This window comes from Pseudomonas sp. c313, assembly GCF_055407145.1.
This window is the reverse complement of record NZ_JBUZRD010000003.1, coordinates 67,942-92,350: the sequence shown is the minus strand read 5'-3', so window position 1 is coordinate 92,350 and position 24,409 is coordinate 67,942. Positions and strand designations below refer to the sequence as shown.

Here is a 24,409-nt window from a genome sequence, read left to right as displayed (position 1 = left end):
AACTTTGCTGCTTACTACCTTCTCTTCGACCCGATTGCATCGCTGCGTTCGTGCCTCCGAGGCGCGCTATTCTACAATCTTAAAAACCCCTGTCAACCCTTTAAATTGCTTTTAAGACAATGATTTGCGACTTGTTTCAGATTTCTCCTTGGGGAGAAGAAACCGTTGGGCTGACATACTGCGGGGCGCACTTTACAAGCCTTTGCCTTACAGTTCAACGCCCTATCGAAAAAAAAGGCCCCGCAGTGCGGGGCCTCTTCTTATTAGCCATACAGTCCGGGCTTAGTGAAAGACGATTTCGTCGTGTTCCACAGTTGCCGTGACGCTGGTACCCGGCATAAAGCTGCCCGACAAGATCAACTGCGCCAGCGGGTTCTCGATCCAGCGCTGGATCGCACGCTTCAACGGCCGTGCGCCATACACCGGGTCGTAGCCCACAGCGATCAGCTTGTCCAACGCCTCGCCACTCAGGTCCAACGCCAGTTCGCGCTCCGCCAGACGACTGCGCAGGCGACCCAACTGGATCTCGGCGATACCGGCAATCTGATCTCGGGCCAATGGCTCGAAGATCACCACTTCATCGATCCGGTTGATGAACTCCGGCCGGAAGTGCGTCGATACCGCATCCATCACTGCTGCGCGCTGCGCTTCGCGATCGCCCACCAGCTCCTGAATCTGCGCCGAGCCCAGGTTGGAGGTCATCACGATCACCGTATTGCGAAAATCCACGGTACGTCCGTGGCTGTCCGTCAGACGGCCGTCTTCCAGCACTTGCAGCAACACGTTGAACACATCCGGATGGGCCTTCTCGACCTCGTCCAGGAGGATCACCGAGTAAGGCTTACGCCGTACCGCTTCTGTCAGGTAACCGCCTTCTTCGTATCCCACGTAGCCTGGTGGTGCCCCGATCAGGCGCGCCACAGAATGTTTCTCCATGAACTCGGACATATCGATCCGCACCATGGCCTCTTCTGTATCAAAGAGAAACTCGGCCAAGGCCTTGCACAGTTCGGTTTTACCCACACCGGTAGGGCCGAGGAACATGAACGAGCCGCTCGGACGGTCCGGATCGGACAACCCGGCTCGGGAACGCCGTACCGCGTTGGACACCGCGACCACCGCCTCTTCCTGGCCGATGACACGCTGGTGCAACAGGCTTTCCATTTTCATCAATTTGTCGCGCTCGCCTTCGAGCATTTTCGACACAGGAATACCCGTCCACTTGGAGACGACTTCGGCAATTTCTTCCTCGGTCACCTTGCTGCGCAGCAACTGGTTCTCGCTTTTGCCGTGCTGGTCGACCATTTGCAGGCTGCGTTCCAGGTCCGGGATCACCCCGTACTGCAACTCGGCCATGCGATTCAGATCGCCCTTGCGGCGGGCGGACTCCAGTTCCTGGCGGGACTGCTCGATCTTTTGCTGAATCTGAGCAGAACCCTGGACTTCGGCTTTTTCCGAGGTCCAGATTTCTTCGAGATCCGAATACTCACGTTCCAGACGGGCAATTTCTTCCTGGAGTTTTTCCAGGCGCTTGATCGCCGCCTCGTCCTTTTCTTTTTTCAGGGCCTGGGATTCAACCTTAAGTTGAATCAGGCGCCGCTCCAGGCGATCCAGCACTTCCGGCTTGGAGTCGATTTCCATGCGAATGCGGCTGGCCGCTTCGTCGATCAAGTCGATGGCCTTGTCGGGCAACTGACGATCGGTGATGTAGCGATGGCTCAACTTGGCCGCCGCGATGATCGCGCCGTCAGTGATCGCTACCCTGTGGTGAACCTCATAACGCTCTTTCAGGCCCCGCAGGATTGCGATGGTGTCCTCTTCGCTCGGCTCTTCCACCAAAACTTTCTGGAAACGGCGCTCAAGCGCGGCATCCTTCTCAATGTACTGACGGTATTCGTTGAGCGTGGTAGCGCCGACGCAATGCAACTCGCCCCGTGCCAACGCTGGCTTGAGCATGTTGCCAGCATCCATGGCGCCTTCGCCTTTACCGGCGCCGACCATGGTGTGCAGTTCATCAATAAACAGAATGATCTGCCCTTCCTGCTTCGTCAGCTCGTTAAGCAGAGATTTCAAACGCTCTTCGAACTCGCCACGGAACTTGGCGCCAGCAATCAGCGAGCCCATGTCCAGGGACAATAGGCGCTTGCCCTTCAGGCCATCAGGCACTTCACCATTGATGATGCGCTGGGCCAGCCCTTCGGCAATGGCGGTTTTACCCACGCCAGGTTCACCAATCAGCACCGGGTTGTTCTTGGTGCGACGCTGCAGGACCTGGATGGTGCGGCGAATTTCGTCGTCACGGCCAATCACCGGGTCGAGCTTGCCTTCTTCAGCGAGCTTGGTCAGGTCGACAGTGTATTTGTCCAGGGCTTGGCGGGACTCCTCATGATTGGGGTCATTCACCGCCTCGCCACCGCGCAGGTTGTTGATGGCGTTTTCCAGGGCCTTCTTGCTCACGCCCTGGCCCAGCAACAATTTGCCGAGTTTGCTGTTCTCGTCCATGGCGGCAAGCAACACCAGTTCGCTGGAGATGAACTGGTCGCCCTTCTGCTGGGCCAGGCGATCTGCCTGGTTGAGCAGGCGCGCCAAGTCCTGGGACATATTCACGTCGCCGGTAGGATTTTGGATTTTTGGCAGTTGGTCGAGCTCTTTGCTCAACTCCTTGCGCAGGCTGTTGATGTCAAAGCCTACCTGCATCAGCAACGGCTTGATGGAGCCGCCTTGCTGTTCCAGAAGCGCCTGCATCAAGTGCGCAGGCTCGATGGCCGGATGGTCAAGGCCAACCGCCAGGGATTGAGAGTCCGATAATGCCAACTGCAATTTGCTGGTTAAACGATCAATACGCATTAGTCACCTTCCTTTTGAGCAGGCCGGAGCTATAAACACATCCTGAATGAAGAAACCTGCCAGACACCCCTATAGATGCGGTCGATTCTGGAAGATTCAAGCTGCCCGGGATTGATGTAGCGCAGAAGAGTCTAGCGTTCGAGCCAGACAAGGGAGGCAAACCGACCGGTGCGAGGACTGCGGCGGTAAGAATAGAAGCGAGGGTCAGTCACAGTGCAAAAACCGCCACCGTATACCGCGGTGATGCCGCGTGCGGCCAAGCGCAGGCGAGCTAACTGGTAGATGTCGGCCATGAACTTGCCCGAATTCCGGCTGGGAACAAAAGCTTCAGCCGTTATAGGCAATTGCTGCATGAAGGCTTCGCGCACTTCCGGGCCGACTTCAAAAGCGTGTGGACCAATGGCCGGCCCCAACCAGACCAGTACTTCGGCAGGCGCAACCTCCAGGCTTTCGAAGGCCGCTTCCAGTACACCAGCCGCCAAGCCACGCCAACCGGCATGGGCTGCGGCGACACGAGTACCGGCGCGATTGCAAAACAAGGCAGGCAAACAGTCAGCCGTCATCGCCGTGCAGGCGATGCCGGGGGTGCTGGTCCAACTGCCATCGGCCTCGGCAATCCGGCCAGGATCGGCTTCGACCACAGCCACACCGTGGACTTGGCGCAGCCAGGCCGGCTGAATAGAGAAGACATCGGTCAAGCGTCGACGATTTTCGCTGACAGCCTCGGGGCTGTCTTCGACATGATCGCCAAGGTTGAGGCTGTCAAACGGCGCCAGACTGACGCCGCCTGAACGAGTGGTGACGCAGGCTTTCACCCCGGCCGGCGCGGGCCAGTCAGGAATCAGCCAGTCACTCATCCGATAAACGCCTCACGATCCTGCTTGAGCAGCGACAACAACCAGACAAAGTCGTCCGGAAGTGGCGATTCCCAGCTCATCCGCTTACCGCTCGTCGGATGATCCAGCTCCAGGAAGCGCGCATGCAGCGCCTGACGCGGGAAGGTTTTCAGGGAATCAATCATGGTCGCACTGGCCGCCGGCGGAATACGGAAGCGGCCGCCATAGGCCGGATCTCCGACCAACGGGAAGTTGATGTGGGCCATGTGCACCCGAATCTGGTGAGTACGACCGGTTTCCAGCTTGACCCGCACATGAGTGTGGGAACGGAAACGCTCCAGCACGCGATAGTGGCTGACGGCCTGCTTGCCGCCCTCCATCACCGCCATGCGCTGGCGCTGCTGGCCGTGGCGACCGATAGGGGCGTTGATCTTGCCACCTGCCGTTACCACACCGATCACAATGCATTCATAGATCCGGCTAACACTGCGGCTCTGCAATTGTATAACCAACCGCGTCTGCGCCTGAATGGTCTTGGCCACCACCATAAGACCGGTGGTGTCCTTGTCCAGTCGATGCACGATGCCGCAGCGCGGGACATTGATGATGTCCGGCACATGGTGCAACAAAGCATTGAGCAGGGTGCCGTCAGCGTGCCCGGCAGCCGGGTGAACCACCAGGCCCGCGGGTTTGTTGATCACCAGGATGTCGTCGTCTTCATAGACGATGTCCAGTTCAATGTCCTGGGCGATCCATTCTCCCTGGGCTTCCTGCTCGGCAGTCAGCTCAAGAATCGCACCGCCATGGACTATGTCTCGCGGGCGGATAACCGCTCCATCCACAGTCAGGCGGCCGTCTTTGATCCAGGCGGAAAGGCGCGAGCGCGAGTGCTCAGCGAATAATTGTGCGGCGACTTGATCGAGGCGTTGGCCGCCCAATTCGGACGGCACCTCTGCGCTAAGTTCAATTTTATCGGACATGCTCAGACTAGGCGTGGCACAGCCTTTGGTTTCGGCTGCGCGCTTGTGGTTAAATACGGCGTCTTTTGCCCCGAGGCTTTCAACGGGGCGCTCATCATAACAGGACGGCCCCGCCCAAGACAGCGGCCGTCATAGGGACGCAAGCCGCCATGCAAGTGAAACACCTGCTGCTGATCGCCATCCTCGCCATGACTGCTGCTTGCTCGTCAACAAAGGACGTCGTCGACGAAAACCTCAGCGAAGTCGAGCTGTACCAGCAAGCTCAGGCCGACCTGGACAACAACAGTTACACCAGCGCCACGGCCAAGCTCAAGGCACTGGAGTCGCGGTATCCGTTCGGCCGCTACGCCGACCAGGCCCAGCTCGAACTGATCTACGCCAACTACAAGAACGCCGAGCCGGAAGCTGCCAAGTCCGCCGCCGAGCGTTTTATCCGCCTGCACCCGCAGCATCCAAACGTGGATTACGCCTATTACCTCAAGGGCCTGACCTCGTTTGACCAGGACGTTGGCCTGCTGGCGCGCTTCCTGCCGCTGGACATGACCAAGCGTGACCCGGGTGCCGCGCGCGACTCCTACAACGAGTTCGCCCAGCTGACAAGCCGCTACCCCAACAGCCGCTACGCGCCGGACGCCAAGCAGCGCATGATCTACCTGCGCAACCTGCTGGCTTCCTACGAGATCCACGTGGCCCACTACTACCTGACCCGTCAGGCTTATGTAGCTGCCGCTAACCGTGGTCGCTATGTAGTGGAGAATTTCCAGGAAACCCCAGCCGTGGGTGATGGCCTGGCAGTGATGACCGAGGCTTACCAGCGCCTGCACCTGGACGCCCTGGCGACCACTAGCCTGGAAACCTTGAAGCTCAACTACCCGGACCACCCAAGCCTGAAAGACGGTCAGTTCGTGCCGCTAGTGGCTGAAGCTGACAACCGTTCGTGGTTGAGCAAGTACACCTTGGGCCTGATCGAATCCCGTCCGCCGCTGCCGCCGGGCGAAACCCGCGCCAACCAGGACGTGATCAAGCAGTACCAGGATGCCAAGGATTCTATTCCTTCGGACTTGAAGCCTCATGACGAGAACGGCGACGTGATCGAAGAAGAGGCCCCTGAAGCCCTGGGCAATAACGAAGACCGCTCGTGGTTCAGCTACATGACGCTTGGCGTATTTGACTAACGGTCGATGCGATGCAAAAAGGAGCCCTCAGGGGCTCCTTTTTTATGGCGCGACTTTATTCCCCTGTGCGCCGCTCACGTCCTTGGCTAAACTGCCGCATTCCTTGTCGAGAAGCTGCTGACCATGGTTCGTTTACTGTTCTGGATTGCTCTGATTGCTGCCGCAGTGTGGTTATGGCGCAAGTTCAAGCGCCCCGTGCCGACGCAACAACGGCCCCACGAGCAAGGTGCGGCGCCCATGGTCCGTTGCGCTCACTGTGGCGTGCATTTGCCGCAAGATCACGCCCTAAGCTCGCGCCAGGAGTGGTATTGCACTCAGGGGCACTTGGAGCAGGGGCCGAAGTCTATCGGGCGTTGATTGAGCCGCAATAATCCAGGAGTAGGCTTGCACGCTCCTGGATTGCATCTAGATCCGCCCTGCCGGCGCATACGGCGCGGGGTCAATGATCGGCTCGCGCTCCAGCAACAAATCGACAAACAACTGACAGGATGCCGGCGCCAGCACCAGCCCATTACGGTAATGCCCGCAATTTAGCCAAAGCCCATCAAACCCTGGCACCTTGCCAATATAGGGAATGCCTTCCGGCGACCCTGGCCGCAATCCGGCCCAATGCCCCACGACCTCAGCATCCGCCAGCGCCGGTATCAGCTCCACAGCTGAGGCTTTCAGGCTCTGTAGCGCCTTGTCAGTCGTTGTTTTATTGAAGCCGTCATGCTCCAGGGTGCTACCAATCAGAATATGCCCATCTCGCCGTGGGATCGCATAGCGACGCTTGGCCAGCACCATACACGGCAAGAAGTCTGACGCGCACTTGTACAAAATCATCTGTCCCTTGATCGGCTCCACCGGCAACTCCAGCCCCAGGCTACCCAGCAACTCGCCACTCCAGGCACCGGCGGCGAGTACCACGTGGTCAGCCCGAAACTCACCAAGCGCCGTGTTCACACCAACAATTTTGCCACCCTCACAAATAAATCCCTCCACCGCGCAGTGCTCATGCACGGTGACACCAGGCAACGCCAGCAGGGCAGCCCTGAGAGACTTTACCAAGCGAGGGTTACGCACGTTGGCCACGCCCGCCATGTAGATAGCTTGTGAGAACCCAGGACCCAGCACCGGTACAGCATCACGGGCAGCCGAAATATCTACCTTGCTCAGTGGTCGTCCTTCACGGGCCGCCCAAGCCAGTGCCTCAGCCTCATCACCCAGGTCCAACCAATACAAGCCAGTGGTATGAACCTCAGGGTCCACTCCGGTGGCTGCAAAAAGACGCTCGGCCAACTGAGGATAAAAATCCTGAGACCAATGCGCCAGGGCGGTCACTGCAGGACTGTAGCGCCACGGGTAAAGCGGCGAAACAATGCCACCACCCGCCCAGGAAGCCTCCTGCCCCACCGCCGAACGGTCCAGCAGTACCACCGCCTGTCCCTGGGTTGCCAGGTTGAACGCCGTCAACAGGCCGATAACGCCACCACCGACCACCACTACTTGCTGTTGCTTAGCCATCTTTCGATCCAGCCGATAAAAAGAAAAGAGCGCACCTGGCACCCCATCGCCCATCTACCTCATCGCCCCCAGCACTCTTTGCGAGTCATGTTGGGCGCAGCACCCGGATTGCTCCGCGCGCCGGTACTGGTCAAGCTGAAGTCACCACAGGGGTCGCCCATCATCACCGAGCCGGCGAGGGGCGTGGCTATCAAGCTGAAATCCTGCGGGTTCAACGTCACCGTGATTCTATAGCGATCATTACCGGCGCTGACGCCGCTGGCGTCAATAAAAATGCCATTTCTCACGTAATAACGCTCGAGATACTGGGCTTGCTCGGTGAGCAGCCCGACAATTTCCGTGCGATAGACCTTTTTCAGGTGAGCGGTATAACCGGGATAGGCAATGCCGGCCAGGATGGCGATGATCGCAACAGCGATCAGTAACTCGATCAGTGTAAAACCGTTGATATCTCTGCTCATCGTGCTTCTTACCTAGTGAAGTTGTCGCCACATGACTCGTCGAAACCTGGGCCCTGCAGAGTCGCCCACGGATACCCGCGCATACACGGCCTCCAGTACGGTGCGCGAATGGCCGCTGATACCTGCGGCAGTTACCCGATATACGGTCGCCGGAGTTCCGCTCGGCAAATGAGCCAACCCCACGCCATGCCCCAGATTTTGAATGCCATAGACGCCACCCTTTAGGCCCACCCAAGTGACGGCCGAGACTGGATCTGTTCCTGGCCCACTCACCGAAGTCGACTCTTTCGGCGGTGCGCAGGTGGCTAGCGAGGGACATGGCCGCAAAGCAAATTCAGGAGCCTGCACAGCTGACTCCCCAAGCCTTAACCCGCTTTCGGCGGCCTGAAAGGATTGGTTGCGGTGCCTGATGCTGCCGGCGATCTTTTCCTGCAAAGTGGCCGCTTGCATCGAGGACAGACCGATGACTGTCAACAACAGCAGAAACACCAGACTGATCAGCAGGACCATACCGCTCTGCCGCGACATGCCACGGCTACTCAAGGCGATTACGCAGGGCTGCGACGACGCTATAGGTCTGGTCCCGTACGCGACCGCCAGGATCCTGGAGAGTCAGAAGGATACGTATGCTACGCACCAGGGACTCATCGGCCGGATTACTGTCATACCGCGTCACAACACTAGACCCTGGCGCGCCGGCCATCCCGAAGCTGAGCTCGAATGCTCGCACGCTATCCACCAGAACTGCCTTGGCCGGTGTCGAAGAGGTACTGAGTTTCAACTGGCCGGACTCAAAGGTGTAAGTCAGTTTGCGAATGGGAAAGCTGATCTGTCCGGGGCCAGGCTTGGGTGACACGCCAGCATAGGCCCGGGCACTCTCGACGCAATTGGAGAGCACCGTCCAATCTGGATTGCTGCCTTCACTCCCCACATCGCCCGTGACCAACGTCAGAACCTTTGAGCTGCCAGTAGCGGCCCAACCGACAGGCCTGGAAAACTCAGCCGGGGCATCACTGATCGACGCAGTGGACAGGCAGCCGAACATACCTGCCAGACGAATCTCCTGAATCATCTTGCTCAGGACAAATCGTGCATCGTCCTGCAATAACGTCGACGCATGTTGGCTGGCGTAGGTGTTTCGCGTGGCAAGGGACACCTGGACAACGGTCATCACCACTACCAATCCAAGGGTCAGCGCCAGCAGCAGTTCAATCAGCCCAAAACCACCGCAGTGCCGACTCATTGCAAGGCTCGCGGATCGACGGCAACTCGACTGGCCAGAGTGAAGGTTTCACGGGGATTGCCAACATTGGCAGCGCGAGAATCATCCCAACTGATGCTGATGGTCACCTCCCGCTGATTGATGGCAACCGAACCTTTGGCGCTCTCCCCGGCAAAGCGGATGATATTGGCCTCAAAGTCATGCAGGTCCAAATCACGAACGCTGGCCCCCGAGGGTCTGGAGGAACCGCTCTGCGTTTGCGACCATGAGTAATCTGCGCCTGAGTTGGCGCGAATCCGGTCCAGCATGTCGTAGGCGATAAAACTGGCCTGGCTGGTCATCCGCGAACTGTCGGTGTACTTGAGCGCGTTAAGCTGGATTACCACCGCACCCAGCAGGCCGACGCTGAGAATAAGCACCGAAACCAGCACCTCGATCAGGGTCATGCCGGTTTGCCTGGTACTGATCGGCTTGGAGCAAGGCGTTATTGGGCAAGCATTCATTACCGTCGTCATCCATGTCGAAGGTCATCAAAAGGCAGGGGTAAATCTCCTGTGCGCCCAAGATTAGCGTCGCTCCACGAGTAGCGCTGCCTCTGGGAACAAAGCGAAATACTTTGGACAGGAAGGCCACCATTCGGCACACCGACGTCGACGCTATAACTATGTCTGCCATCTGGCAGCCCGTCTCCCCGGCTCAGGCCGGCGCTGACAAGGAATGGGCAAACTGAGAACGTCCATGGAGGGACGAGACATGAAACAACGAGGCTTCACGTTGTTCGAACTGCTGGTCGGTTTGATACTGAGTGGCGTCCTGGCTCAACTGGCGGCGCCCAGCTTCAAGGACCTGCTTGAGTCACAACGGCGCCAGAGCGCCGCCGAAACCCTGGCCGCAGGCCTGCGCTACGCACGTACCGAGGCCATCGCACGCAATCGGACAGTAGTCATTCATGCCCTGGACAATGACTGGAGCCTGGGCTGGAGAGTTGTGCTCGACCTGAACGGCCGTGGACATCTGGACGAAGACAACCCGGTGCTGCTGGAGCGCCAGGACAGCGGGCGCATACCCATTGTGGGCAATACACCGGTCCGGACCCAGATACGCTTCAGCGGCTTGGGCGAACCGTTATTGTCGGCGGCGGGAGGCTTTCGTGCTGGTACCGTGCATGTATGTGCCACGGACCAGCAACTGAGCCTGTATCAAGTGGTGTTGGCGCCCACCGGCCGCATCAGCCTGCGCAATAACAAGACCGAGCAGCCGCTGTGCCGTGGCTACGTGGGCAGCACGGGACTCAGAGCAGCGAACGAACCCGCAGCTCCTTGGGCATGGAGAAGGTGATGTTCTCTTCACGTCCGGCCAATTCGTCTGCGCCCGTAGCGCCCCAGGCCTGCAGTTGCTGAATCACGCCGCGCACCAGGACTTCCGGGGCCGAGGCACCGGCAGTTATGCCAATACGCTCGACACCATCGAACCAGCTGCGCTGCATGTCTTCGGCACCATCGATCAGGTAGGCCGGCGTTGCCATGCGCTCGGCCAGTTCCCGCAGGCGGTTGGAGTTGGAGCTGTTGGGGCTGCCAACGACCAACACCACGTCGCACTCGTCGGCCAACTGCTTGACGGCATCCTGGCGGTTTTGCGTGGCGTAGCAGATATCGTCCTTGCGCGGCCCGCCAATGGCAGGGAAACGCGTGCGCAGGGCATCAATGACGCGGCTGGTGTCATCCATGGACAAGGTGGTCTGGGTCACGAAAGCCAGCTTGTTAGGGTTATGCACTTGCAGCTCGGCGACGTCTTTTTCGTCTTCCACCAGGTAGATGGCACCACCATTGCTGGCGTCATACTGACCCATGGTGCCTTCGACTTCCGGGTGGCCGGCATGGCCGATCAGGATGCATTCACGACCGTCGCGGCTGTAGCGTGCGACTTCGATGTGCACCTTGGTCACCAACGGGCAGGTGGCATCGAACACTTTCAGGCCGCGGCCTGCAGCTTCGGTACGCACCGCCTGGGAAACACCGTGGGCACTGAAGATCACGATGACGTCATCCGGCACCTGGTCCAGCTCTTCGACAAAAATGGCGCCGCGAGCACGCAGGTCTTCCACCACGAATTTGTTGTGGACCACTTCATGGCGCACGTAAATCGGCGGCCCGAAGACTTCCAGGGCACGGTTGACGATTTCGATCGCCCGGTCCACGCCGGCGCAAAAGCCACGGGGGTTGGCGAGTTTGATTTGCATGCTGTGCCTCGTGTCTTGCAGCGCAAGAGATTGGAACATTGCGGTCCCCGCTGGAACCGGCTTCGTCAGTTACAGAGCCTTAACGTCGATGATTTCGACATCAAAGGTCAAGGTTTTACCGGCCAACGGGTGATTGAAGTCGATGGTCACCTCGGCGTCATCGAATGCTTTGACCACACCCGGCAATTCGGTATTCGCCGCATCGTTGAAGATCACCAACAAGCCTTCCGTCAGTTCCATGTCCTTGAATTGCGAGCGCGGGATGATTTGCACGTTTTGCGGATTCGGTTGGCCAAAGGCGTTTTCCGGCAGGATCTGCAGGTTGCGCTTGTCGCCGGCCTTGAAGCCGAACAGCGCCGCTTCAAAACCCGGAAGCAGGTTGCCATCGCCGACCTTGAAGGTCGCCGGGGCCTTGTCGAAAGTGCTGTCGACCGTGTCGCCGTTCTCCAGGCGCAGTGCGAAATGCAAGGTGACTTCCGTGTTCTGGCTGATGCGTTGCTCAGCCAATACCTGTTCAGTCATGAACGGTTTCTCCGGTTTTCTTACTTTTGAACATATCCAGTGCCAGCATCACGGCACCGACAGTAATAGCGCTGTCGGCAAAGTTGAACGCCGGGAAATACCAGCGGTTCTGCCAATGCACCAGAATGAAGTCGATTACATGGCCCAGGGCAATACGGTCGTACAGGTTACCCAGCGCCCCGCCCAACACCAGGGCCAGCGCAACGGCCAGCCAAGTGTCATCGCGCCCCAGGCGCTTGAGCCAAACCACCAGCACCGCACTGACTACGATGGCAATCAGCGCGAACAGCCAGCGCTGCCAGCCGGAGCTGTCGGCCAGGAAGCTGAACGCTGCACCGGTGTTGTAGGCCAGGGTCCAACTGAAATAGTCAGGAATAACCACGATCTGCTGGAACATCTCCAGGGTGCCCTCGAAGTGAGCCTTGCTGACCTGGTCAATGACCAGTACCAGCAAGCTCAATACGAGCCAGCCCAGACGTCCGAAACGACTGGCTGTATTAGGCCCGGTTTGATTAGGCATAGTGACGAACCTCACCCGCGCCGCTGATGTTGTCGACACAACGACCGCAGATTTCCGGATGCTCCGGGTTCACGCCGACGTCTTCACGGCAGTGCCAGCAACGAGCGCACTTGGTGAAGGCTGACTTGACCACCTTGAGTTTGAGGCCCGGCACGTCAGTGGCCACTGCATCGGCCGGAGCCTGGACGAACGGCGCCAGGCTGGCAGTCGAGGTGATCAGCACGAAACGCAGCTCATTGCTCAGCTTGGCCAGGTCGGCGGTCAGGCCTTCCTCGGCAAACAGAGTTACTTCGGCCTGCAGATTGCCACCGACGGCCTTGGCCGCGCGCTGAACCTCCAGCTCCTTGTTCACGGCAACCTTGACCGCCATCACCCCTTCCCAGTAATCGCGGCCCAGCTCGAAATCGGCCGGCAGCTCGGTCAGGCCTTCGTACCAAGTGTTGAGCATCACCGATTCGTTACGCTCGCCCGGCAGGTACTCCCACAGTTCGTCGGCGGTGAACGCCAGGATCGGCGCGATCCAGCGCACCAGCGCTTCAGAGATGTGATACAGCGCGGTCTGCGCTGAGCGGCGCGCCTTGCTGTTGGCGCCGGTGGTGTACTGGCGGTCCTTGATGATATCGAGGTAGAAGCCACCCAATTCCTGGACGCAGAAGTTGTGAATTTTCGAGTAGACGTTCCAGAAGCGATATTCGCCGTAGTTTTCCTGCAACTCGCGCTGCAGCAACAGGGTACGGTCCACAGCCCAACGGTCCAGGGCGAGCATTTCCTCGGCCGGCAGGATGTCGGTGGCCGGATTGAAACCGGTCAGGTTCGACAACATGAAGCGTGCGGTATTGCGAATACGGCGGTAGGCGTCGGCGCTGCGTGCAAGGATCTGCTCGGACACGGCTATCTCGCCCGAGTAATCGGTCGAGGCGACCCAAAGGCGCATGATGTCGGCGCCCAGGGTGTCGTTGACCTTCTGCGGCGCGATCACGTTGCCCAGGGACTTGGACATCTTGCGGCCGTTCTCGTCGACGGTGAAGCCGTGGGTCAGCAGCTCGCGGTACGGCGCGTGGTTGTCGATGGCGCAACCGGTCAGCAGCGACGAGTGGAACCAGCCGCGATGCTGGTCCGAGCCTTCCAGGTACAGGTCGGCGCGCGGGCCGCTCTCATGGCCCATCGGGTGCGAACCGCGAAGGACGTGCCAATGGGTGGTACCCGAATCGAACCAGACATCGAGGGTATCGCTGATCTTGTCGTACAGCGGCGCCTCGTCACCCAGCAACTCGGCGGCGTCCAGCTTGAACCAGGCTTCAATGCCCTCTTCTTCAACACGCTGGGCCACGACTTCCATCAGCTCGACGGTGCGCGGGTGCAGTTCGCCGCTTTCCTTATTCAGGAAGAACGGGATCGGCACGCCCCAGTTGCGCTGGCGGGAAATGCACCAATCTGGACGGTTAGCAATCATCGAATGCAGGCGTGCCTGGCCCCAGGCCGGGACGAACTGAGTCTCTTCGATGGCCTTGAGCGCACGCTTGCGCAGGGTTTCGCCGCTGGTAGGCTCTTTGTCCATGCCGATGAACCATTGCGCGGTAGCGCGATAGATCAGCGGGGTCTTGTGGCGCCAGCAGTGCATGTAGCTGTGGCTGATGGTTTCGGTGTGCAACAGCGCACCAACTTCCGCCAGCTTGTCGATGATCGCCGGGTTGGCCTTGAAGATGAACTGGCCGCCGAAGAACTCCAGGGACGGCGAGTACACACCGTTGCTTTGCACTGGACTGATGATGTCGTCGTTGACCAGGCCATATTGCTTGCAGATCACGAAGTCGTCTACGCCATAGGCGGGCGAACAGTGAACCACGCCGGTACCGGCACCCAACTCGACGTAGTCAGCCAGGTAGATTGGCGACAGACGGTCATAGAACGGGTGACGGAAGTTGATCAGTTCCAGAGCGGAGCCGGTAGTGGTGGCAATCACCGAACCTTGCAGGTTGTAGCGGGTCAGGCACGACTCGACCAGTTCTTCGGCCAACACCAACAGCTTGTCACCGACGTCCACCAGGGCGTAGGTGAATTCCGAGTGCACGTTGAGCGCCTGGTTGGCCGGGATGGTCCACGGGGTGGTGGTCCAGATCACGATGGAGGCTGGCTTGGACAGGCTCGCCAGCCCGAAGGCTTCGGCCAGCTTGGCTTCGTCGGCAATCGGGAAGGCAACGTCGATGGTCGAAGACTTCTTGTCTTCATACTCGACTTCCGCTTCAGCCAGGGCAGAGCCGCAGTCGAAGCACCAATTCACCGGCTTAAGGCCCTTGAACACGAAACCGCCCTTGACGATTTCAGCCAAGGCACGGATTTCACCGGCCTCGTTCTTGAAGTCCATGGTCTTGTATGGGTTGGCCCAGTCGCCCAACACACCCAGGCGGATGAACTCGGACTTCTGCCCTTCGATCTGCTCGGTGGCGTAGGCACGGCACAGTTCGCGGGTCTTGTCGGCGCCCAGGTTCTTGCCGTGGGTCACTTCGACTTTGTGTTCGATTGGCAGGCCGTGGCAATCCCAGCCTGGGACATAAGGCGCGTCGAAACCCGAAAGGGTTTTCGAACGGATGATCATGTCCTTGAGAATCTTGTTCAGCGCATGACCGATGTGAATCGTGCCGTTGGCATAAGGAGGGCCGTCGTGCAGGACGAACTTCGGGCGATCCTTGCCAATCTCGCGCAACTTTCCGTACAGGCCAATACTGTCCCAGCGCTGCAGTATCTGCGGTTCGCGCTGTGGCAGGCCGGCCTTCATTGGGAAGGCGGTGTCCGGAAGGTTTAGCGTGGCTTTATAGTCGGTCATTTAAGGCTCTTCATTAGCGATTGGCGCTAGGTGCGGCTAGTGCACGGGCGGCGGCGACATCCGCATTGATCGCCGTTTTCAGCGCCTCCAGAGAGGCGAAACGCTGCTCTTCACGCAGCTTTTGGTGGAAAGCCACCGTCAAACGCCGGTCATATAAATCCCCGGAAAAATCCAAAAGGTGTACCTCCAGGTGGGCCTTGCCATCACCTGCAACCGTGGGTCTGACGCCTATGTTGGCGACTCCGGGCCACGATTGGCCGTCGATGTCGACACTGACCAGGTAAACCCCGGTCAGTGGCACACGACGGCGTTTGAGTTGCACGTTGGCGGTTGGCGTGCCCAATTGGCGCGCCAGCTTCTGGCCGTGCAAGACCCGCCCGGCAATCCGGAACGGGCGACCGAGCAAACGCTCGGCCAAGGCGAAGTCGGCAGCGGCCAGGGCATTACGTACCTGGGTACTGCTCACACGCAGGCCGTCCAGTTCGACGGTTTGCGCGGCTTCGACGGTAAACCCCTGAGTAACGCCAGCTTGTTGCAGGAAATCGAAATCCCCAACCCGGTCGCAACCAAAGCGGAAGTCGTCACCGACTTCCAGGTGCTGCACGCCCAGGCCATCCACCAGGATTCGGTCGACGAACTCGGCGGCGCTGAGCTTGCGCAAGCGCTGGTTGAAGGCCAGGCAGAGGACGCGGTCCACACCTTCTTCGGCCAGCAGTTGCAATTTGTCCCGCAGACGGGCCAAACGCGCCGGCGCCGTCTCTGGGGTGAAAAATTCGCGGGGTTGTGGTTCAAAAATCACCACGCAGCTGGGCACGCCCAACTCAACCGCACGCTCACGCAGACGGGCCAGGATAGCCTGGTGGCCACGGTGAACACCGTCAAAGTTGCCAATAGTGGCGACACAGCCCCGATGCTGGGGGCGCAGGTTGTGGAGACCTCGAACCAGCTGCATAACGCGCTTCTTGCTCATAAAGTGGTCGATTATAACCACACCCGGCCCCGGACGACAGGCAACAGCGCAGGCCAAATGGATCGAATCGAGAAAACAGGCGCCTTATTGTTGATTGCGATCAACTCAGCGACTTGCGATTGAAATCCCGCAAGCGGAATCCCATCAACAGCAGCATGCCAAAATACGCTACCACACCGGCGACCACCAACATGCCCAGACGCAGGAAACGTTCCAGCATGTGCCCCTGGTCCCAGGCAGGCATCAACTGCATCAGCCCCAGCAATACGGCCGACATCACCGCCACGGCCACCAGCAGCTTGAGGGAAAACATGCCCCACCCTGGCTGCGGCTGAAACATTTGCTGCTTGCGCAGCTGATAAAAAAGCAAGCCGGCATTGATGCAGGCACCAACGCTGATAGCCAGGGCCAGGCCAGCGTGAGCCAGCGGGCCGATGAATACCAGGTTGAGCAGTTGCGTGACCACCAAGGTAAAGATCGCAATCTTTACCGGGGTACGAATGTTTTGCTGGGCGTAAAAGCCGGGGGCCAGAACCTTGATCACGATGATACCCAGCAGGCCGACGGAGTAGGCAATCAGGGCGCGCTGGGTCATTGAGGCATCAAAAGCGCTGAACTGGCCGTACTGGAACAAAGAAACGGTCAGCGGCTCAGCGAGAATCCCCAGGGCCAGAGAGCACGGTAGCACCAGCACAAAGCACAGGCGCAAACCCCAGTCGAGTATTCGCGAGTATTCGTGGCGGTCCTTGCTGGCATAGGTGCGCGCGAGGGTCGGCAGCAAAATGGTGCCCAATGCCACGCCCAGTACGCCCGACGGCAGCTCCATCAGACGATCGGCGTAGTACATCCACGACACCGAACCCGAGACCAGCAACGAAGCAAAGGCGGTGTTGATGATCAGGGAGATCTGACTGACCGAGACGCCAAGGATTGCTGGCAGCATGTTTTTCATCACCCGCCAGACTCCGGTGTCCTTGAGGTTCAGGCGTGGCAACACGAGCATGCCGATCTTTTTCAGGTGCGGCAGTTGATACAACAATTGCGCCAGGCCGCCGGCCAACACCGCCCAACCCAGAGCCATGACGGGCGGGTCGAAATACGGCGTCAGAAACAGAACGAAAATAATCATGCTGACGTTAAGCAGGGTCGGCACGAAGGCTGGCACCGAGAAACGGTTCCACGTGTTAAGGACTGCACCCGCCAGGGACGACAGGGAAATCAGCAATATATAAGGAAATGTCACCCGCAGCAGATCGGTAGTGAGGGCGAATTTTTCCGGGGTATTGGCAAAACCGGGCGCTGTGGCCCAGATAATCCAGGGTGCAGCAAGCATGCCTGCAATCGTTACCAGCATCAGCACCAGGGTCAGCAAGCCCGAGACATAGGCAATAAATGTTCGGGTCGCCTCTTCGCCTTGCTGGGTCTTGTATTCCGCCAGAATCGGCACGAATGCTTGGGAAAACGCACCCTCGGCGAAGATCCGCCGCAGTAGATTGGGTAGCTTGAAGGCAATAAAGAACGCATCCGTGGCCATGCTCGCGCCAAAAAAACGCGCCACAAGGGTGTCACGCACAAACCCCAAAACCCGGGAGATCATTGTGATAGAGCTGACGGCGGCCAACGACTTGAGCAGATTCATTGAAAGAGTTTTTGCCTATAGATAAAGAGCAGGCGAACAATGCGCCCACATATGCGATACTCCGCGCCTGCAACAAGCACAGAGCCAAAGCTCGCGAGTTTACAGGTCAAGCGCCGGAAATAAATCACCCGCCTCTTCAGATCGACCACTCAGCAGTTCGCATCAGCCGCCCTTGACAAGACTTCAACTCATCGGCATGATTCGCGGCCTATTTTGTTTGCTATTTCCTAAAAAGTCTTTCGAGGAGCTCGACGGTGGCCAACACACCTTCCGCCAAAAAACGTGCAAAACAGGCTGAGAAGCGTCGCAGCCACAACGCCAGCCTGCGTTCCATGGTTCGTACCTACATCAAGAATGTAGTTAAGGCCATCGACGCAAAAGACGCTGAAAAAGCTCAAGCTGCTTACGTTCTGGCTGTGCCAATTATCGACCGTATGGCCGATAAAGGCATCATCCACAAGAACAAAGCTGCTCGCCATAAAGGTCGTCTGAATGGCCACATCAAGGCTCTGAACCTTGCTGCTGCAGCCTAAGCGATAAGCTTGTTAAAAAACCGACCCTAGGGTCGGTTTTTTATTGCCTCGGATTTGAGCAAACCGTGAATTACCAGATACCACAAACAAATGCGGGAGCTGGCTTGCCTGCGATAGCGGCGCAACAGTCAACATCATCATTGAATGTTAGCCAGTCATCGCAGGCAAGCCAGCTCCCACATAAAGCAAAACAGCGCCATCCAATTTATTGCGCCGTCGACCACGGCAGGATCGGAATTGCCGTCACCGCATTCTGCGGGCTGCCTTCGATCAAACGGTCGCTATAGACCAGATACACCAGGGTATTGCGCCTCTTGTCGAGGAAGCGCACCACCTGCATGGTCTTGAACACCAGGGACGTGCGCTCCTTGAACACCTCGTCACCATCCTTCAACTCACCCTTGAAGCGAATCGGCCCCACCTGACGACACGCTATCGACGCCTCAGCGCGATCTTCAGCCAGGCCAAGACCACCCTTCACCCCGCCCGTCTTGGCCCGAGACAAATAGCACGTCACACCATCGACCTTCGGATCATCAAAAGCCTCGACCACAATCCGATCATTGGGGCCGACGAACTTGAACACCGTCGACACGCGACCAATTTCTTCAGCCGACGCCAGCAACGGCATAGCCAACAACAGGCCGAGCAATCCCTTCATTACGCGCATCGAGACTTCCTTCACTTAAACCAGAATCAGGTTATCCCGGTGAACCAGCTCGGGCTCAGCCATATAACCCAACAACCCAACAATCGCTTCAGACGACTGCCCAATGATTTTCTGCGCCTCAAGGGCGCTGTAGTTGGCCAGGCCGCGAGCAATCTCACGCCCGTCCGGCGCCACACACACCACCATCTCGCCACGACGGAAGCTGCCCTGGACCAATTTGACGCCCACCGGCAGCAGGCTTTTATTGCCCTGGGACAGCGCCGATACCGCACCGGCGTCCAGCACCAGGGTGCCACGAGTCTGCAGATGCCCCGCCAACCACTGCTTGCGCGCCGCCAGCAGGCCGCGCTCGGGCGACAGCAACGTACCAATGCGCTCGCCCGCCTTGAGACGATCCAGTACCCGCTCCAGGCGCCCACCCACGATAATCGTATGAGCACCAGAACGCGCCGCCAGCCGGGCCGCACGAAGCTTGGTCTGCATGCCACCACGCCCCAGCGCGCCACCGACACTGCCGGCTACCGCATCCAGTGCCGGATCATCGGCGCGGGCCTCATAAATCAGCTGAGCTTCAGGATTGTTGCGCGGATCAGCATCGAACATGCCGTCGCGATCCGTGAGGATCACCAGCAAGTCTGCCTCCACCAGGTTGGCCACCAGCGCAGCCAAGGTGTCGTTGTCGCCGAAACGAATTTCGTCAGTGACCACCGTGTCGTTCTCGTTGATCACCGGGATCACCTTGAGCTCGACCAGGGCACGCAGGGTGCTGCGGGCATTGAGATAGCGCTTGCGGTCGGACAAGTCGTCGTGAGTCAGCAGAATCTGCGCCGTATGGCGACCGTGCTCGGCGAAGCTGGATTCCCAGGCCTGCACCAAACCCATCTGACCGATGGCGGCAGCGGCTTGCAGCTCATGCATCGCACTCGGTCGCACGGTCCAGCCGAGGCGGCTCATCCCGGCAGCAACCGCCCCGGACGACACCAGCACCAACTCAACACCTGCCTCATGCAAGGCCACCATCTGCTCAACCCAGACGCTCATGGCTGCACGATCCAGCCCCTTGCCATCCGCCGTCAGCAGCGCACTACCGATCTTTACGACCCAGCGCTGCGCACCCGCCACTTTACTCCGCATCATCTTCAACCTTAGATTGAGGACAGCACGAGCCAGTGCTGCCCATAACGTTATTCGTGACTACCGATTTCCAGATACCAAAACGCCGCTCGATTGAGCGGCGCTTAAGTTTACTGCAACGAATCAGTCGCGCACGTAAATGATTTCCGGACCATCCTCATCATCTACATCTTCCTCGTCCCAATCATCGTCACCGATGTCATGGACCGACTTGACGCCGCTGCGACGTAGGGCACGCTGATCATCCAGGGCCTGCAACTGGGCACGCGCCTCGTCCTCGATGCGCTGATCGAGGTCAACCAACCCAGCCTTGAACACAGGATCATTGGCCAAGCGATCAGCACGATCTTCCAGGTAACGCATGATGTCACGGGTCAGACGCTCAGTGCCTTCTTTGGCAATGGCCGAGATCACGTAGACCGGACCGGTCCACTCCAGGCGATCAACGATCTCCTTGACGCGCTCTTCGTGCTCCTCCTCAAGGATTTGGTCGCACTTGTTCAGCACCAGCCAGCGATCACGCTCAGCCAGGGACGGGCTGAACTTGGTCAGCTCACTGACGATCACTTCGGCGGCATCCGGCGCACTGGTGTCATCCAGCGGCGCCATGTCGACGAGGTGCAGCAGCAGGCGAGTACGGGACAAATGCTTGAGGAAACGAATCCCCAGGCCGGCGCCATCGGAAGCACCCTCGATCAGACCCGGAATGTCCGCAACCACGAAGCTTTTCCAGCGGTCGACACTGACCACACCCAGGTTTGGCACCAGGGTAGTGAACGGGTAATCAGCCACTTTCGGCTTGGCGGCAGACACCGAGCGAATGAGAGTACTTTTACCGGCGTTTGGCAAACCCAGCAGGCCGACGTCAGCCAAAACCTTCATTTCCAGCTTGAGGTCACGCTGCTCGCCTAGCTTGCCCGGCGTGGTCTGGCGTGGCGCGCGGTTGGTACTGGATTTAAAACGGGTGTTACCCAGACCGTGCCAGCCGCCATGAGCCACCAGCAGACGCTGACCAGCCTTGGTCAGGTCGCCGATAACTTCCTGCGTCGCGGAGTCGATCACGGTGGTGCCGACCGGAACCCGCAGGACCATCTCCTCGCCTTTTTTACCGGTGCAATCGGTGCTGCCACCGTTGGAGCCACGCTCGGCATCGAAGTGCCGGGTGTAACGGTAGTCCACCAGGGTGTTGAGGTTTTCGTCGGCGATCATGTAGACCGAGCCGCCATCACCACCATCACCACCGTTAGGACCACCGTTTTCGATGAATTTTTCCCGACGGAAACTCATGCAACCATTACCGCCGTCGCCAGCTTTTACTCGGATCGAAACTTCATCAACGAACTTCATAACAAAACGCCTCTCGTCGCACGGACGAGCTTAAGAAACCAAGACATAAGACTCTTGCAAAAATGAGCGCAGCGACCTCAATCAACAACCGCAAATCCGCGCTGGAGCCCATTACAAACAGCTTTGCAAGAGACTCACCCCACAAACGAAAAAGCCCCGTCGCAAGACAGGGCTTTTCCAGCAACTACGTAATTATGCCGCGACGACTTCAGTCTTCGGGACAATGCTCACGTAACGGCGATTGAAAGCGCCTTTTACTTCGAACTTGATCACGCCGTTGATTTTAGCAAACAGAGTGTGATCTTTACCCATGCCAACACCGTAACCGGCGTGGAATTGGGTGCCGCGCTGACGCACGATGATGTTGCCCGGAATGATAACCTGGCCGCCATACATCTTCACGCCAAGGCGTTTGGCTTCTGAGTCGCGACCGTTACGGGTACTACCACCAGCTTTTTTATGTGCCATGAGTCAATTCTCCTAGTGAGGAATTAGGCTGAAATTAAGCCTGAATACCGGTGATTTTGATCTCGGTGTACCACTGGCGGTGGCCCATACGCTTCATGTGGTGCTTACGACGACGGAACTTGATGATGCGGATTTTATCGTGACGACCTTGGGAAATCACTTCAGCCACAACGGTAGCGCCAACAACAACTGGAGCGCCGATGTTCACGTCATCGCCATTGGCGACCAACAGAACGCGATCAAAAGTAACGGATTCGCCGGTAGCGATTTCCAGTTTTTCGATCTTCAGGTATTCACCTGGGGCGACCTTGTATTGCTTGCCACCAGTAACAATTACTGCGTACGACATGGTATTTCTCCGATAATCCTGCTCACCCAGCGCTTTATAGGTAAAGGTATTGGCTGGCATGGCTGCATGGGATGGAACGCCCCAAATGCAATTGCGTAAGGCAGGTGCTGCCCAGGAAGTTCAGGGTGCGCGATTGTACGCAAGCTATAGAAGGCTTGCAAGTAGCCGTCTATCGCGTCTTGACACTAGGGGACGTGGGTCCTAGCATGCCGCGCAACCCTTCTGGAGCGACTGTCGCTGATGCAACCCCAAGCTTTCTACCGCGCGGTAGCGGACGATTTTAGCGCCGTCGACGACATCATCAAGAAGCAGCTGACTTCTAAAGTGCCGCTGGTCTCAAAAATTGGCGACTACATTACGTCGGCGGGCGGCAAACGCCTGCGACCTTTATTAGTGTTGTTGTGTGGCAAGGCGCTGGGCCGCGAAGGCGATGACCTGCGCCTGCTGGCTGCCACCATCGAATTCCTGCACACCGCCACCCTGCTGCACGACGATGTGGTCGACATGTCCGGGATGCGCCGTGGTCGCGAGACCGCCAACGCCATGTGGGGCAATGCACCAAGCGTGCTGGTGGGCGACTTCCTGTACTCACGCTCGTTCGAAATGATGGTCGAACTGGGCTCGATGCCAGTGATGAAGATTCTTTCACAAGCCACACGCATCATCGCCGAAGGCGAAGTGTTGCAGCTGTCGAAAGTACGTGACGCCAGCACCACCGAAGAAACCTATATGGAAGTCATTCGCGGCAAGACTGCCATGCTCTTCGAAGCCTCGACCCACAGCGCCGCCGCCCTATGCGAAGCGACGCCGGAACAACGCGAAGCCCTGCGCACCTTCGGTGATCATCTGGGCGTGGCCTTCCAGCTGGTGGATGATCTGCTCGATTATCGCGGCGACGCCGAGACCCTGGGCAAGAACGTCGGTGATGATCTGGCCGAGGGTAAACCGACCTTGCCGCTGATCTACACCATGCGCGAAGGCACCCCCGAACAGGCCGCCCTGGTGCGCAAGGCGATCCAGAAAGGCGGAATTGAAGACCTGGAAAGCATCCGCGCTGCCGTGGAAGCTTCGGGCTCACTCGATTACACCGCGCAACTGGCCCGTGACTACGTGGCTCGCGCCATCAAATGCCTGGAAGCCCTTCCAGCCAGCGAATACCGGGACGCCCTGGTAGAGCTGAGTGAGTTCGCGGTCGCGCGGACACACTGATTGATTGCTGTGCAGGAGCCCCCCGCGGCTCCTGCAAATAGCCGCATCCCCCGCCTCGCCCTAAAACCCTATATAATGTGCGCTTTTTAGCCATCCTGAAACTCAAGGAGCCTTAGTGAGCACGTTGCCACCCTGCCCGAAATGCAACTCCGAATACACCTACGAAGACGGCGCCCAGCTGATCTGCCCGGAATGCGCCCATGAGTGGGCCGTCGGTGGCGAAGTCGAGGCCGCCAGTGATGACGCCGTGAAAAAAGACTCCGTCGGCAACGTCCTGCAGGACGGCGACACCATCACCGTGATCAAGGACCTCAAGGTCAAAGGCACGTCGCTGGTGGTCAAGGTCGGCACCAAGGTCAAGAACATCCGCCTGTGCGACGGCGACCACGATATCGACTGCAAGATCGACGGCATCGGCCCGATGAAGCTCAAGTCCGAGTTTGTCCGCAAGGTTTGATTTTGCTGTCTCCATCTCGTGCCCTGCACGGGATGGTGCTTCACCCTCCCCGCCTCAACACCCCGCCAGTAGCAAAAGGCCAGTCCTTTTGATCGAGCACAATGCCCACACAGAAAAACCAGTGAATCGCCAATAGGGACTTGCTATTCAACGAATAAGAATTATTCTCATTGAAACCCATCAAGGAGATGCAACACATGACTTATTTGATTGATGCCTGGCTGGACCGCCCACACCCCTACCTGCGGATACTCCATCGGGAAACCGGGGAAGTCTGCGCCGTACTGGAAGAAGAAGCCTTGAATGAACTGCAGGATCAGGGCGACCTGGACGTCAATGGCTTGAGTTCCAGTGAACCTGGCGTGCTGAAGGAGGTGGTGCGTAACCTGTTTCTGTTCTGCTATGCCAGAGCGTTGCGCCCAGCGACGGAGCTTAATGGCAAGTTTCATCCATGAGACACCTGCAAAACCGTGTAGGAGCGAGCCTGGTTCTTGCTCGCGA

26 protein-coding genes are annotated in these 24,409 nt (G+C 58.5%); 7 read left to right on the top strand and 19 right to left on the bottom strand.

What is annotated here, in order from left to right:
* Positions 1-282: 282 nt before the first annotated feature.
* The 3 genes from clpB to rluD form a co-directional block, all read right to left on the bottom strand.
* Positions 283-2,847, bottom strand: coding sequence for an ATP-dependent chaperone ClpB (gene clpB, locus ACZRKZ_RS09875; protein ID WP_463967250.1), 2,565 nt, complete (start codon positions 2,845-2,847; stop codon positions 283-285).
* A gap of 131 nt (positions 2,848-2,978) precedes the next feature.
* Positions 2,979-3,704 carry a peptidoglycan editing factor PgeF gene (pgeF, locus tag ACZRKZ_RS09870; RefSeq protein ID WP_463981513.1) on the bottom strand — a complete coding sequence of 242 codons (726 nt, stop codon included), beginning with the start codon at positions 3,702-3,704 and terminating at the stop codon, positions 2,979-2,981.
* On the bottom strand, positions 3,701-4,663 hold the full coding sequence (gene rluD / locus ACZRKZ_RS09865) for a 23S rRNA pseudouridine(1911/1915/1917) synthase RluD (RefSeq protein WP_133099967.1): 963 nt from the start codon (positions 4,661-4,663) through the stop codon (positions 3,701-3,703). Before rluD ends, pgeF begins: the two co-directional genes overlap by 4 nt.
* A 149-nt stretch (positions 4,664-4,812) precedes the next feature.
* Between rluD and ACZRKZ_RS09860 the strand changes: the two genes are divergently transcribed.
* Positions 4,813-5,838 carry an outer membrane protein assembly factor BamD gene (locus tag ACZRKZ_RS09860; RefSeq protein WP_463967252.1) on the top strand — a complete coding sequence of 342 codons (1,026 nt, stop codon included), beginning with the start codon at positions 4,813-4,815 and terminating at the stop codon, positions 5,836-5,838.
* Between the two features lie 123 nt (positions 5,839-5,961).
* Positions 5,962-6,195: a PP0621 family protein gene (locus tag ACZRKZ_RS09855; RefSeq protein ID WP_133099969.1), complete on the top strand. Its 234-nt coding sequence runs from the start codon at positions 5,962-5,964 to the stop codon at positions 6,193-6,195.
* A 48-nt stretch (positions 6,196-6,243) separates the two neighbouring features.
* Here ACZRKZ_RS09855 and thiO read toward each other — a convergent pair whose 3' ends face one another.
* The 5 genes from thiO to pilV are packed head-to-tail and all read right to left on the bottom strand — an operon-like array spanning position 6,244 to position 9,530.
* Positions 6,244-7,344 (bottom strand): glycine oxidase ThiO, encoded by a 1,101-nt coding sequence (thiO, locus tag ACZRKZ_RS09850; RefSeq protein WP_463981512.1) that lies wholly within the window; start codon positions 7,342-7,344, stop codon positions 6,244-6,246.
* A 59-nt stretch (positions 7,345-7,403) separates the two neighbouring features.
* Positions 7,404-7,805 carry a type IV pilin protein gene (locus ACZRKZ_RS09845; protein ID WP_463967254.1) on the bottom strand — a complete coding sequence of 134 codons (402 nt, stop codon included), beginning with the start codon at positions 7,803-7,805 and terminating at the stop codon, positions 7,404-7,406.
* Positions 7,806-7,817: 12 nt separating this feature from the next.
* Positions 7,818-8,333 (bottom strand): pilus assembly PilX family protein, encoded by a 516-nt coding sequence (locus ACZRKZ_RS09840; protein WP_463967255.1) that lies wholly within the window; start codon positions 8,331-8,333, stop codon positions 7,818-7,820.
* Positions 8,334-8,340: 7 nt separating this feature from the next.
* Positions 8,341-9,048 carry a pilus assembly protein PilW gene (locus ACZRKZ_RS09835; RefSeq protein ID WP_463981511.1) on the bottom strand — a complete coding sequence of 236 codons (708 nt, stop codon included), beginning with the start codon at positions 9,046-9,048 and terminating at the stop codon, positions 8,341-8,343.
* On the bottom strand, positions 9,045-9,530 hold the full coding sequence (pilV, locus tag ACZRKZ_RS09830) for a type IV pilus modification protein PilV (protein WP_463981510.1): 486 nt from the start codon (positions 9,528-9,530) through the stop codon (positions 9,045-9,047). Before pilV ends, ACZRKZ_RS09835 begins: the two co-directional genes overlap by 4 nt.
* A 250-nt stretch (positions 9,531-9,780) precedes the next feature.
* Between pilV and ACZRKZ_RS09825 the strand changes: the two genes are divergently transcribed.
* Positions 9,781-10,365, top strand: a complete 585-nt coding sequence (locus ACZRKZ_RS09825) for a GspH/FimT family pseudopilin (protein WP_463981509.1) — start codon at positions 9,781-9,783, stop codon at positions 10,363-10,365.
* On the opposite strand, the gene ispH is transcribed toward ACZRKZ_RS09825, so the two are convergent.
* The 6 genes from ispH to murJ all read right to left on the bottom strand — a co-directional run bounded on the left by ispH (position 10,319) and on the right by murJ (position 17,741).
* Entirely contained in the window at positions 10,319-11,266 is a 948-nt protein-coding gene (gene ispH, locus ACZRKZ_RS09820; RefSeq protein WP_463967259.1) for a 4-hydroxy-3-methylbut-2-enyl diphosphate reductase, read from the bottom strand. The genes ACZRKZ_RS09825 and ispH overlap by 47 nt on opposite strands.
* A 69-nt stretch (positions 11,267-11,335) precedes the next feature.
* Complete coding sequence (gene fkpB, locus ACZRKZ_RS09815) at positions 11,336-11,773, bottom strand: FKBP-type peptidyl-prolyl cis-trans isomerase (RefSeq protein ID WP_463981820.1); 438 nt, start codon at positions 11,771-11,773, stop codon at positions 11,336-11,338.
* Positions 11,774-11,780: 7 nt separating this feature from the next.
* Positions 11,781-12,308 (bottom strand): signal peptidase II, encoded by a 528-nt coding sequence (lspA, locus tag ACZRKZ_RS09810; RefSeq protein ID WP_463967260.1) that lies wholly within the window; start codon positions 12,306-12,308, stop codon positions 11,781-11,783.
* A complete protein-coding gene (gene ileS / locus ACZRKZ_RS09805; protein ID WP_463981508.1) occupies positions 12,301-15,132 on the bottom strand; it encodes an isoleucine--tRNA ligase in 2,832 nt (943 codons plus the stop codon). Before ileS ends, lspA begins: the two co-directional genes overlap by 8 nt.
* Before the next feature lie 13 nt (positions 15,133-15,145).
* The gene (gene ribF / locus ACZRKZ_RS09800; protein ID WP_178114379.1) at positions 15,146-16,084 is read right to left on the bottom strand and encodes a bifunctional riboflavin kinase/FAD synthetase; all 939 of its coding nucleotides are present in this window, start codon (positions 16,082-16,084) and stop codon (positions 15,146-15,148) included.
* Positions 16,085-16,202: 118 nt separating this feature from the next.
* Entirely contained in the window at positions 16,203-17,741 is a 1,539-nt protein-coding gene (gene murJ / locus ACZRKZ_RS09795) for a murein biosynthesis integral membrane protein MurJ (RefSeq protein ID WP_463967262.1), read from the bottom strand.
* 254 nt (positions 17,742-17,995) lie between these two features.
* Here murJ and rpsT point away from each other — a divergent pair, with 254 nt between their 5' ends.
* Complete coding sequence (gene rpsT, locus ACZRKZ_RS09790; protein WP_065836169.1) at positions 17,996-18,274, top strand: 30S ribosomal protein S20; 279 nt, start codon at positions 17,996-17,998, stop codon at positions 18,272-18,274.
* Between the two features lie 205 nt (positions 18,275-18,479).
* Here rpsT and ACZRKZ_RS09785 read toward each other — a convergent pair whose 3' ends face one another.
* The 5 genes from ACZRKZ_RS09785 to rplU form a co-directional block, all read right to left on the bottom strand.
* Positions 18,480-18,944, bottom strand: coding sequence for a CreA family protein (locus ACZRKZ_RS09785; protein ID WP_463967263.1), 465 nt, complete (start codon positions 18,942-18,944; stop codon positions 18,480-18,482).
* Positions 18,945-18,959: 15 nt separating this feature from the next.
* Positions 18,960-20,078 carry a glutamate 5-kinase gene (proB, locus tag ACZRKZ_RS09780; RefSeq protein ID WP_463981819.1) on the bottom strand — a complete coding sequence of 373 codons (1,119 nt, stop codon included), beginning with the start codon at positions 20,076-20,078 and terminating at the stop codon, positions 18,960-18,962.
* A 123-nt stretch (positions 20,079-20,201) separates the two neighbouring features.
* Positions 20,202-21,425 carry an Obg family GTPase CgtA gene (gene cgtA / locus ACZRKZ_RS09775; protein ID WP_463967264.1) on the bottom strand — a complete coding sequence of 408 codons (1,224 nt, stop codon included), beginning with the start codon at positions 21,423-21,425 and terminating at the stop codon, positions 20,202-20,204.
* A 192-nt stretch (positions 21,426-21,617) separates the two neighbouring features.
* Entirely contained in the window at positions 21,618-21,893 is a 276-nt protein-coding gene (gene rpmA / locus ACZRKZ_RS09770; protein WP_133099984.1) for a 50S ribosomal protein L27, read from the bottom strand.
* A 34-nt stretch (positions 21,894-21,927) separates the two neighbouring features.
* Positions 21,928-22,242, bottom strand: coding sequence for a 50S ribosomal protein L21 (gene rplU, locus ACZRKZ_RS09765; protein ID WP_020291028.1), 315 nt, complete (start codon positions 22,240-22,242; stop codon positions 21,928-21,930).
* 240 nt (positions 22,243-22,482) lie between these two features.
* Here rplU and ACZRKZ_RS09760 point away from each other — a divergent pair, with 240 nt between their 5' ends.
* The 3 genes from ACZRKZ_RS09760 (at position 22,483) to ACZRKZ_RS09750 (ending at position 24,363) form a co-directional block, all read left to right on the top strand.
* Positions 22,483-23,451, top strand: coding sequence for a polyprenyl synthetase family protein (locus ACZRKZ_RS09760; protein ID WP_133099986.1), 969 nt, complete (start codon positions 22,483-22,485; stop codon positions 23,449-23,451).
* Positions 23,452-23,566: 115 nt separating this feature from the next.
* Positions 23,567-23,908 (top strand): zinc ribbon domain-containing protein YjdM, encoded by a 342-nt coding sequence (locus tag ACZRKZ_RS09755; protein ID WP_149410795.1) that lies wholly within the window; start codon positions 23,567-23,569, stop codon positions 23,906-23,908.
* A gap of 197 nt (positions 23,909-24,105) precedes the next feature.
* A complete protein-coding gene (locus tag ACZRKZ_RS09750) occupies positions 24,106-24,363 on the top strand; it encodes a PA4570 family protein (protein ID WP_003194088.1) in 258 nt (85 codons plus the stop codon).
* The last annotated feature ends 46 nt before the right edge of the window (positions 24,364-24,409 follow it).

Bases quoted from the DNA above. Each gene is read 5' to 3' on its own strand.
- clpB (WP_463967250.1), bottom strand. From the start codon at position 2,847: ATGCGTATTGATCGTTTAACCAGCAAATTGCAGTTGGCATTATCGGAC.
- pgeF (WP_463981513.1), bottom strand. From the start codon at position 3,704: ATGAGTGACTGGCTGATTCCTGACTGGCCCGCGCCGGCCGGGGTGAAA.
- rluD (WP_133099967.1), bottom strand. From the start codon at position 4,663: ATGTCCGATAAAATTGAACTTAGCGCAGAGGTGCCGTCCGAATTGGGC.
- ACZRKZ_RS09860 (WP_463967252.1), top strand. From the start codon at position 4,813: ATGCAAGTGAAACACCTGCTGCTGATCGCCATCCTCGCCATGACTGCT.
- ACZRKZ_RS09855 (WP_133099969.1), top strand. From the start codon at position 5,962: ATGGTTCGTTTACTGTTCTGGATTGCTCTGATTGCTGCCGCAGTGTGG.
- thiO (WP_463981512.1), bottom strand. From the start codon at position 7,344: ATGGCTAAGCAACAGCAAGTAGTGGTGGTCGGTGGTGGCGTTATCGGC.
- ACZRKZ_RS09845 (WP_463967254.1), bottom strand. From the start codon at position 7,805: ATGAGCAGAGATATCAACGGTTTTACACTGATCGAGTTACTGATCGCT.
- ACZRKZ_RS09840 (WP_463967255.1), bottom strand. From the start codon at position 8,333: ATGTCGCGGCAGAGCGGTATGGTCCTGCTGATCAGTCTGGTGTTTCTG.
- ACZRKZ_RS09835 (WP_463981511.1), bottom strand. From the start codon at position 9,048: ATGAGTCGGCACTGCGGTGGTTTTGGGCTGATTGAACTGCTGCTGGCG.
- pilV (WP_463981510.1), bottom strand. From the start codon at position 9,530: ATGAATGCTTGCCCAATAACGCCTTGCTCCAAGCCGATCAGTACCAGG.
- ACZRKZ_RS09825 (WP_463981509.1), top strand. From the start codon at position 9,781: ATGAAACAACGAGGCTTCACGTTGTTCGAACTGCTGGTCGGTTTGATA.
- ispH (WP_463967259.1), bottom strand. From the start codon at position 11,266: ATGCAAATCAAACTCGCCAACCCCCGTGGCTTTTGCGCCGGCGTGGAC.
- lspA (WP_463967260.1), bottom strand. From the start codon at position 12,308: ATGCCTAATCAAACCGGGCCTAATACAGCCAGTCGTTTCGGACGTCTG.
- ileS (WP_463981508.1), bottom strand. From the start codon at position 15,132: ATGACCGACTATAAAGCCACGCTAAACCTTCCGGACACCGCCTTCCCA.
- ribF (WP_178114379.1), bottom strand. From the start codon at position 16,084: ATGCAGCTGGTTCGAGGTCTCCACAACCTGCGCCCCCAGCATCGGGGC.
- murJ (WP_463967262.1), bottom strand. From the start codon at position 17,741: ATGAATCTGCTCAAGTCGTTGGCCGCCGTCAGCTCTATCACAATGATC.
- ACZRKZ_RS09785 (WP_463967263.1), bottom strand. From the start codon at position 18,944: ATGCGCGTAATGAAGGGATTGCTCGGCCTGTTGTTGGCTATGCCGTTG.
- proB (WP_463981819.1), bottom strand. From the start codon at position 20,078: ATGCGGAGTAAAGTGGCGGGTGCGCAGCGCTGGGTCGTAAAGATCGGT.
- cgtA (WP_463967264.1), bottom strand. From the start codon at position 21,425: ATGAAGTTCGTTGATGAAGTTTCGATCCGAGTAAAAGCTGGCGACGGC.
- rpmA (WP_133099984.1), bottom strand. From the start codon at position 21,893: ATGGCACATAAAAAAGCTGGTGGTAGTACCCGTAACGGTCGCGACTCA.
- rplU (WP_020291028.1), bottom strand. From the start codon at position 22,242: ATGTCGTACGCAGTAATTGTTACTGGTGGCAAGCAATACAAGGTCGCC.
- ACZRKZ_RS09760 (WP_133099986.1), top strand. From the start codon at position 22,483: ATGCAACCCCAAGCTTTCTACCGCGCGGTAGCGGACGATTTTAGCGCC.
- ACZRKZ_RS09750 (WP_003194088.1), top strand. From the start codon at position 24,106: ATGACTTATTTGATTGATGCCTGGCTGGACCGCCCACACCCCTACCTG.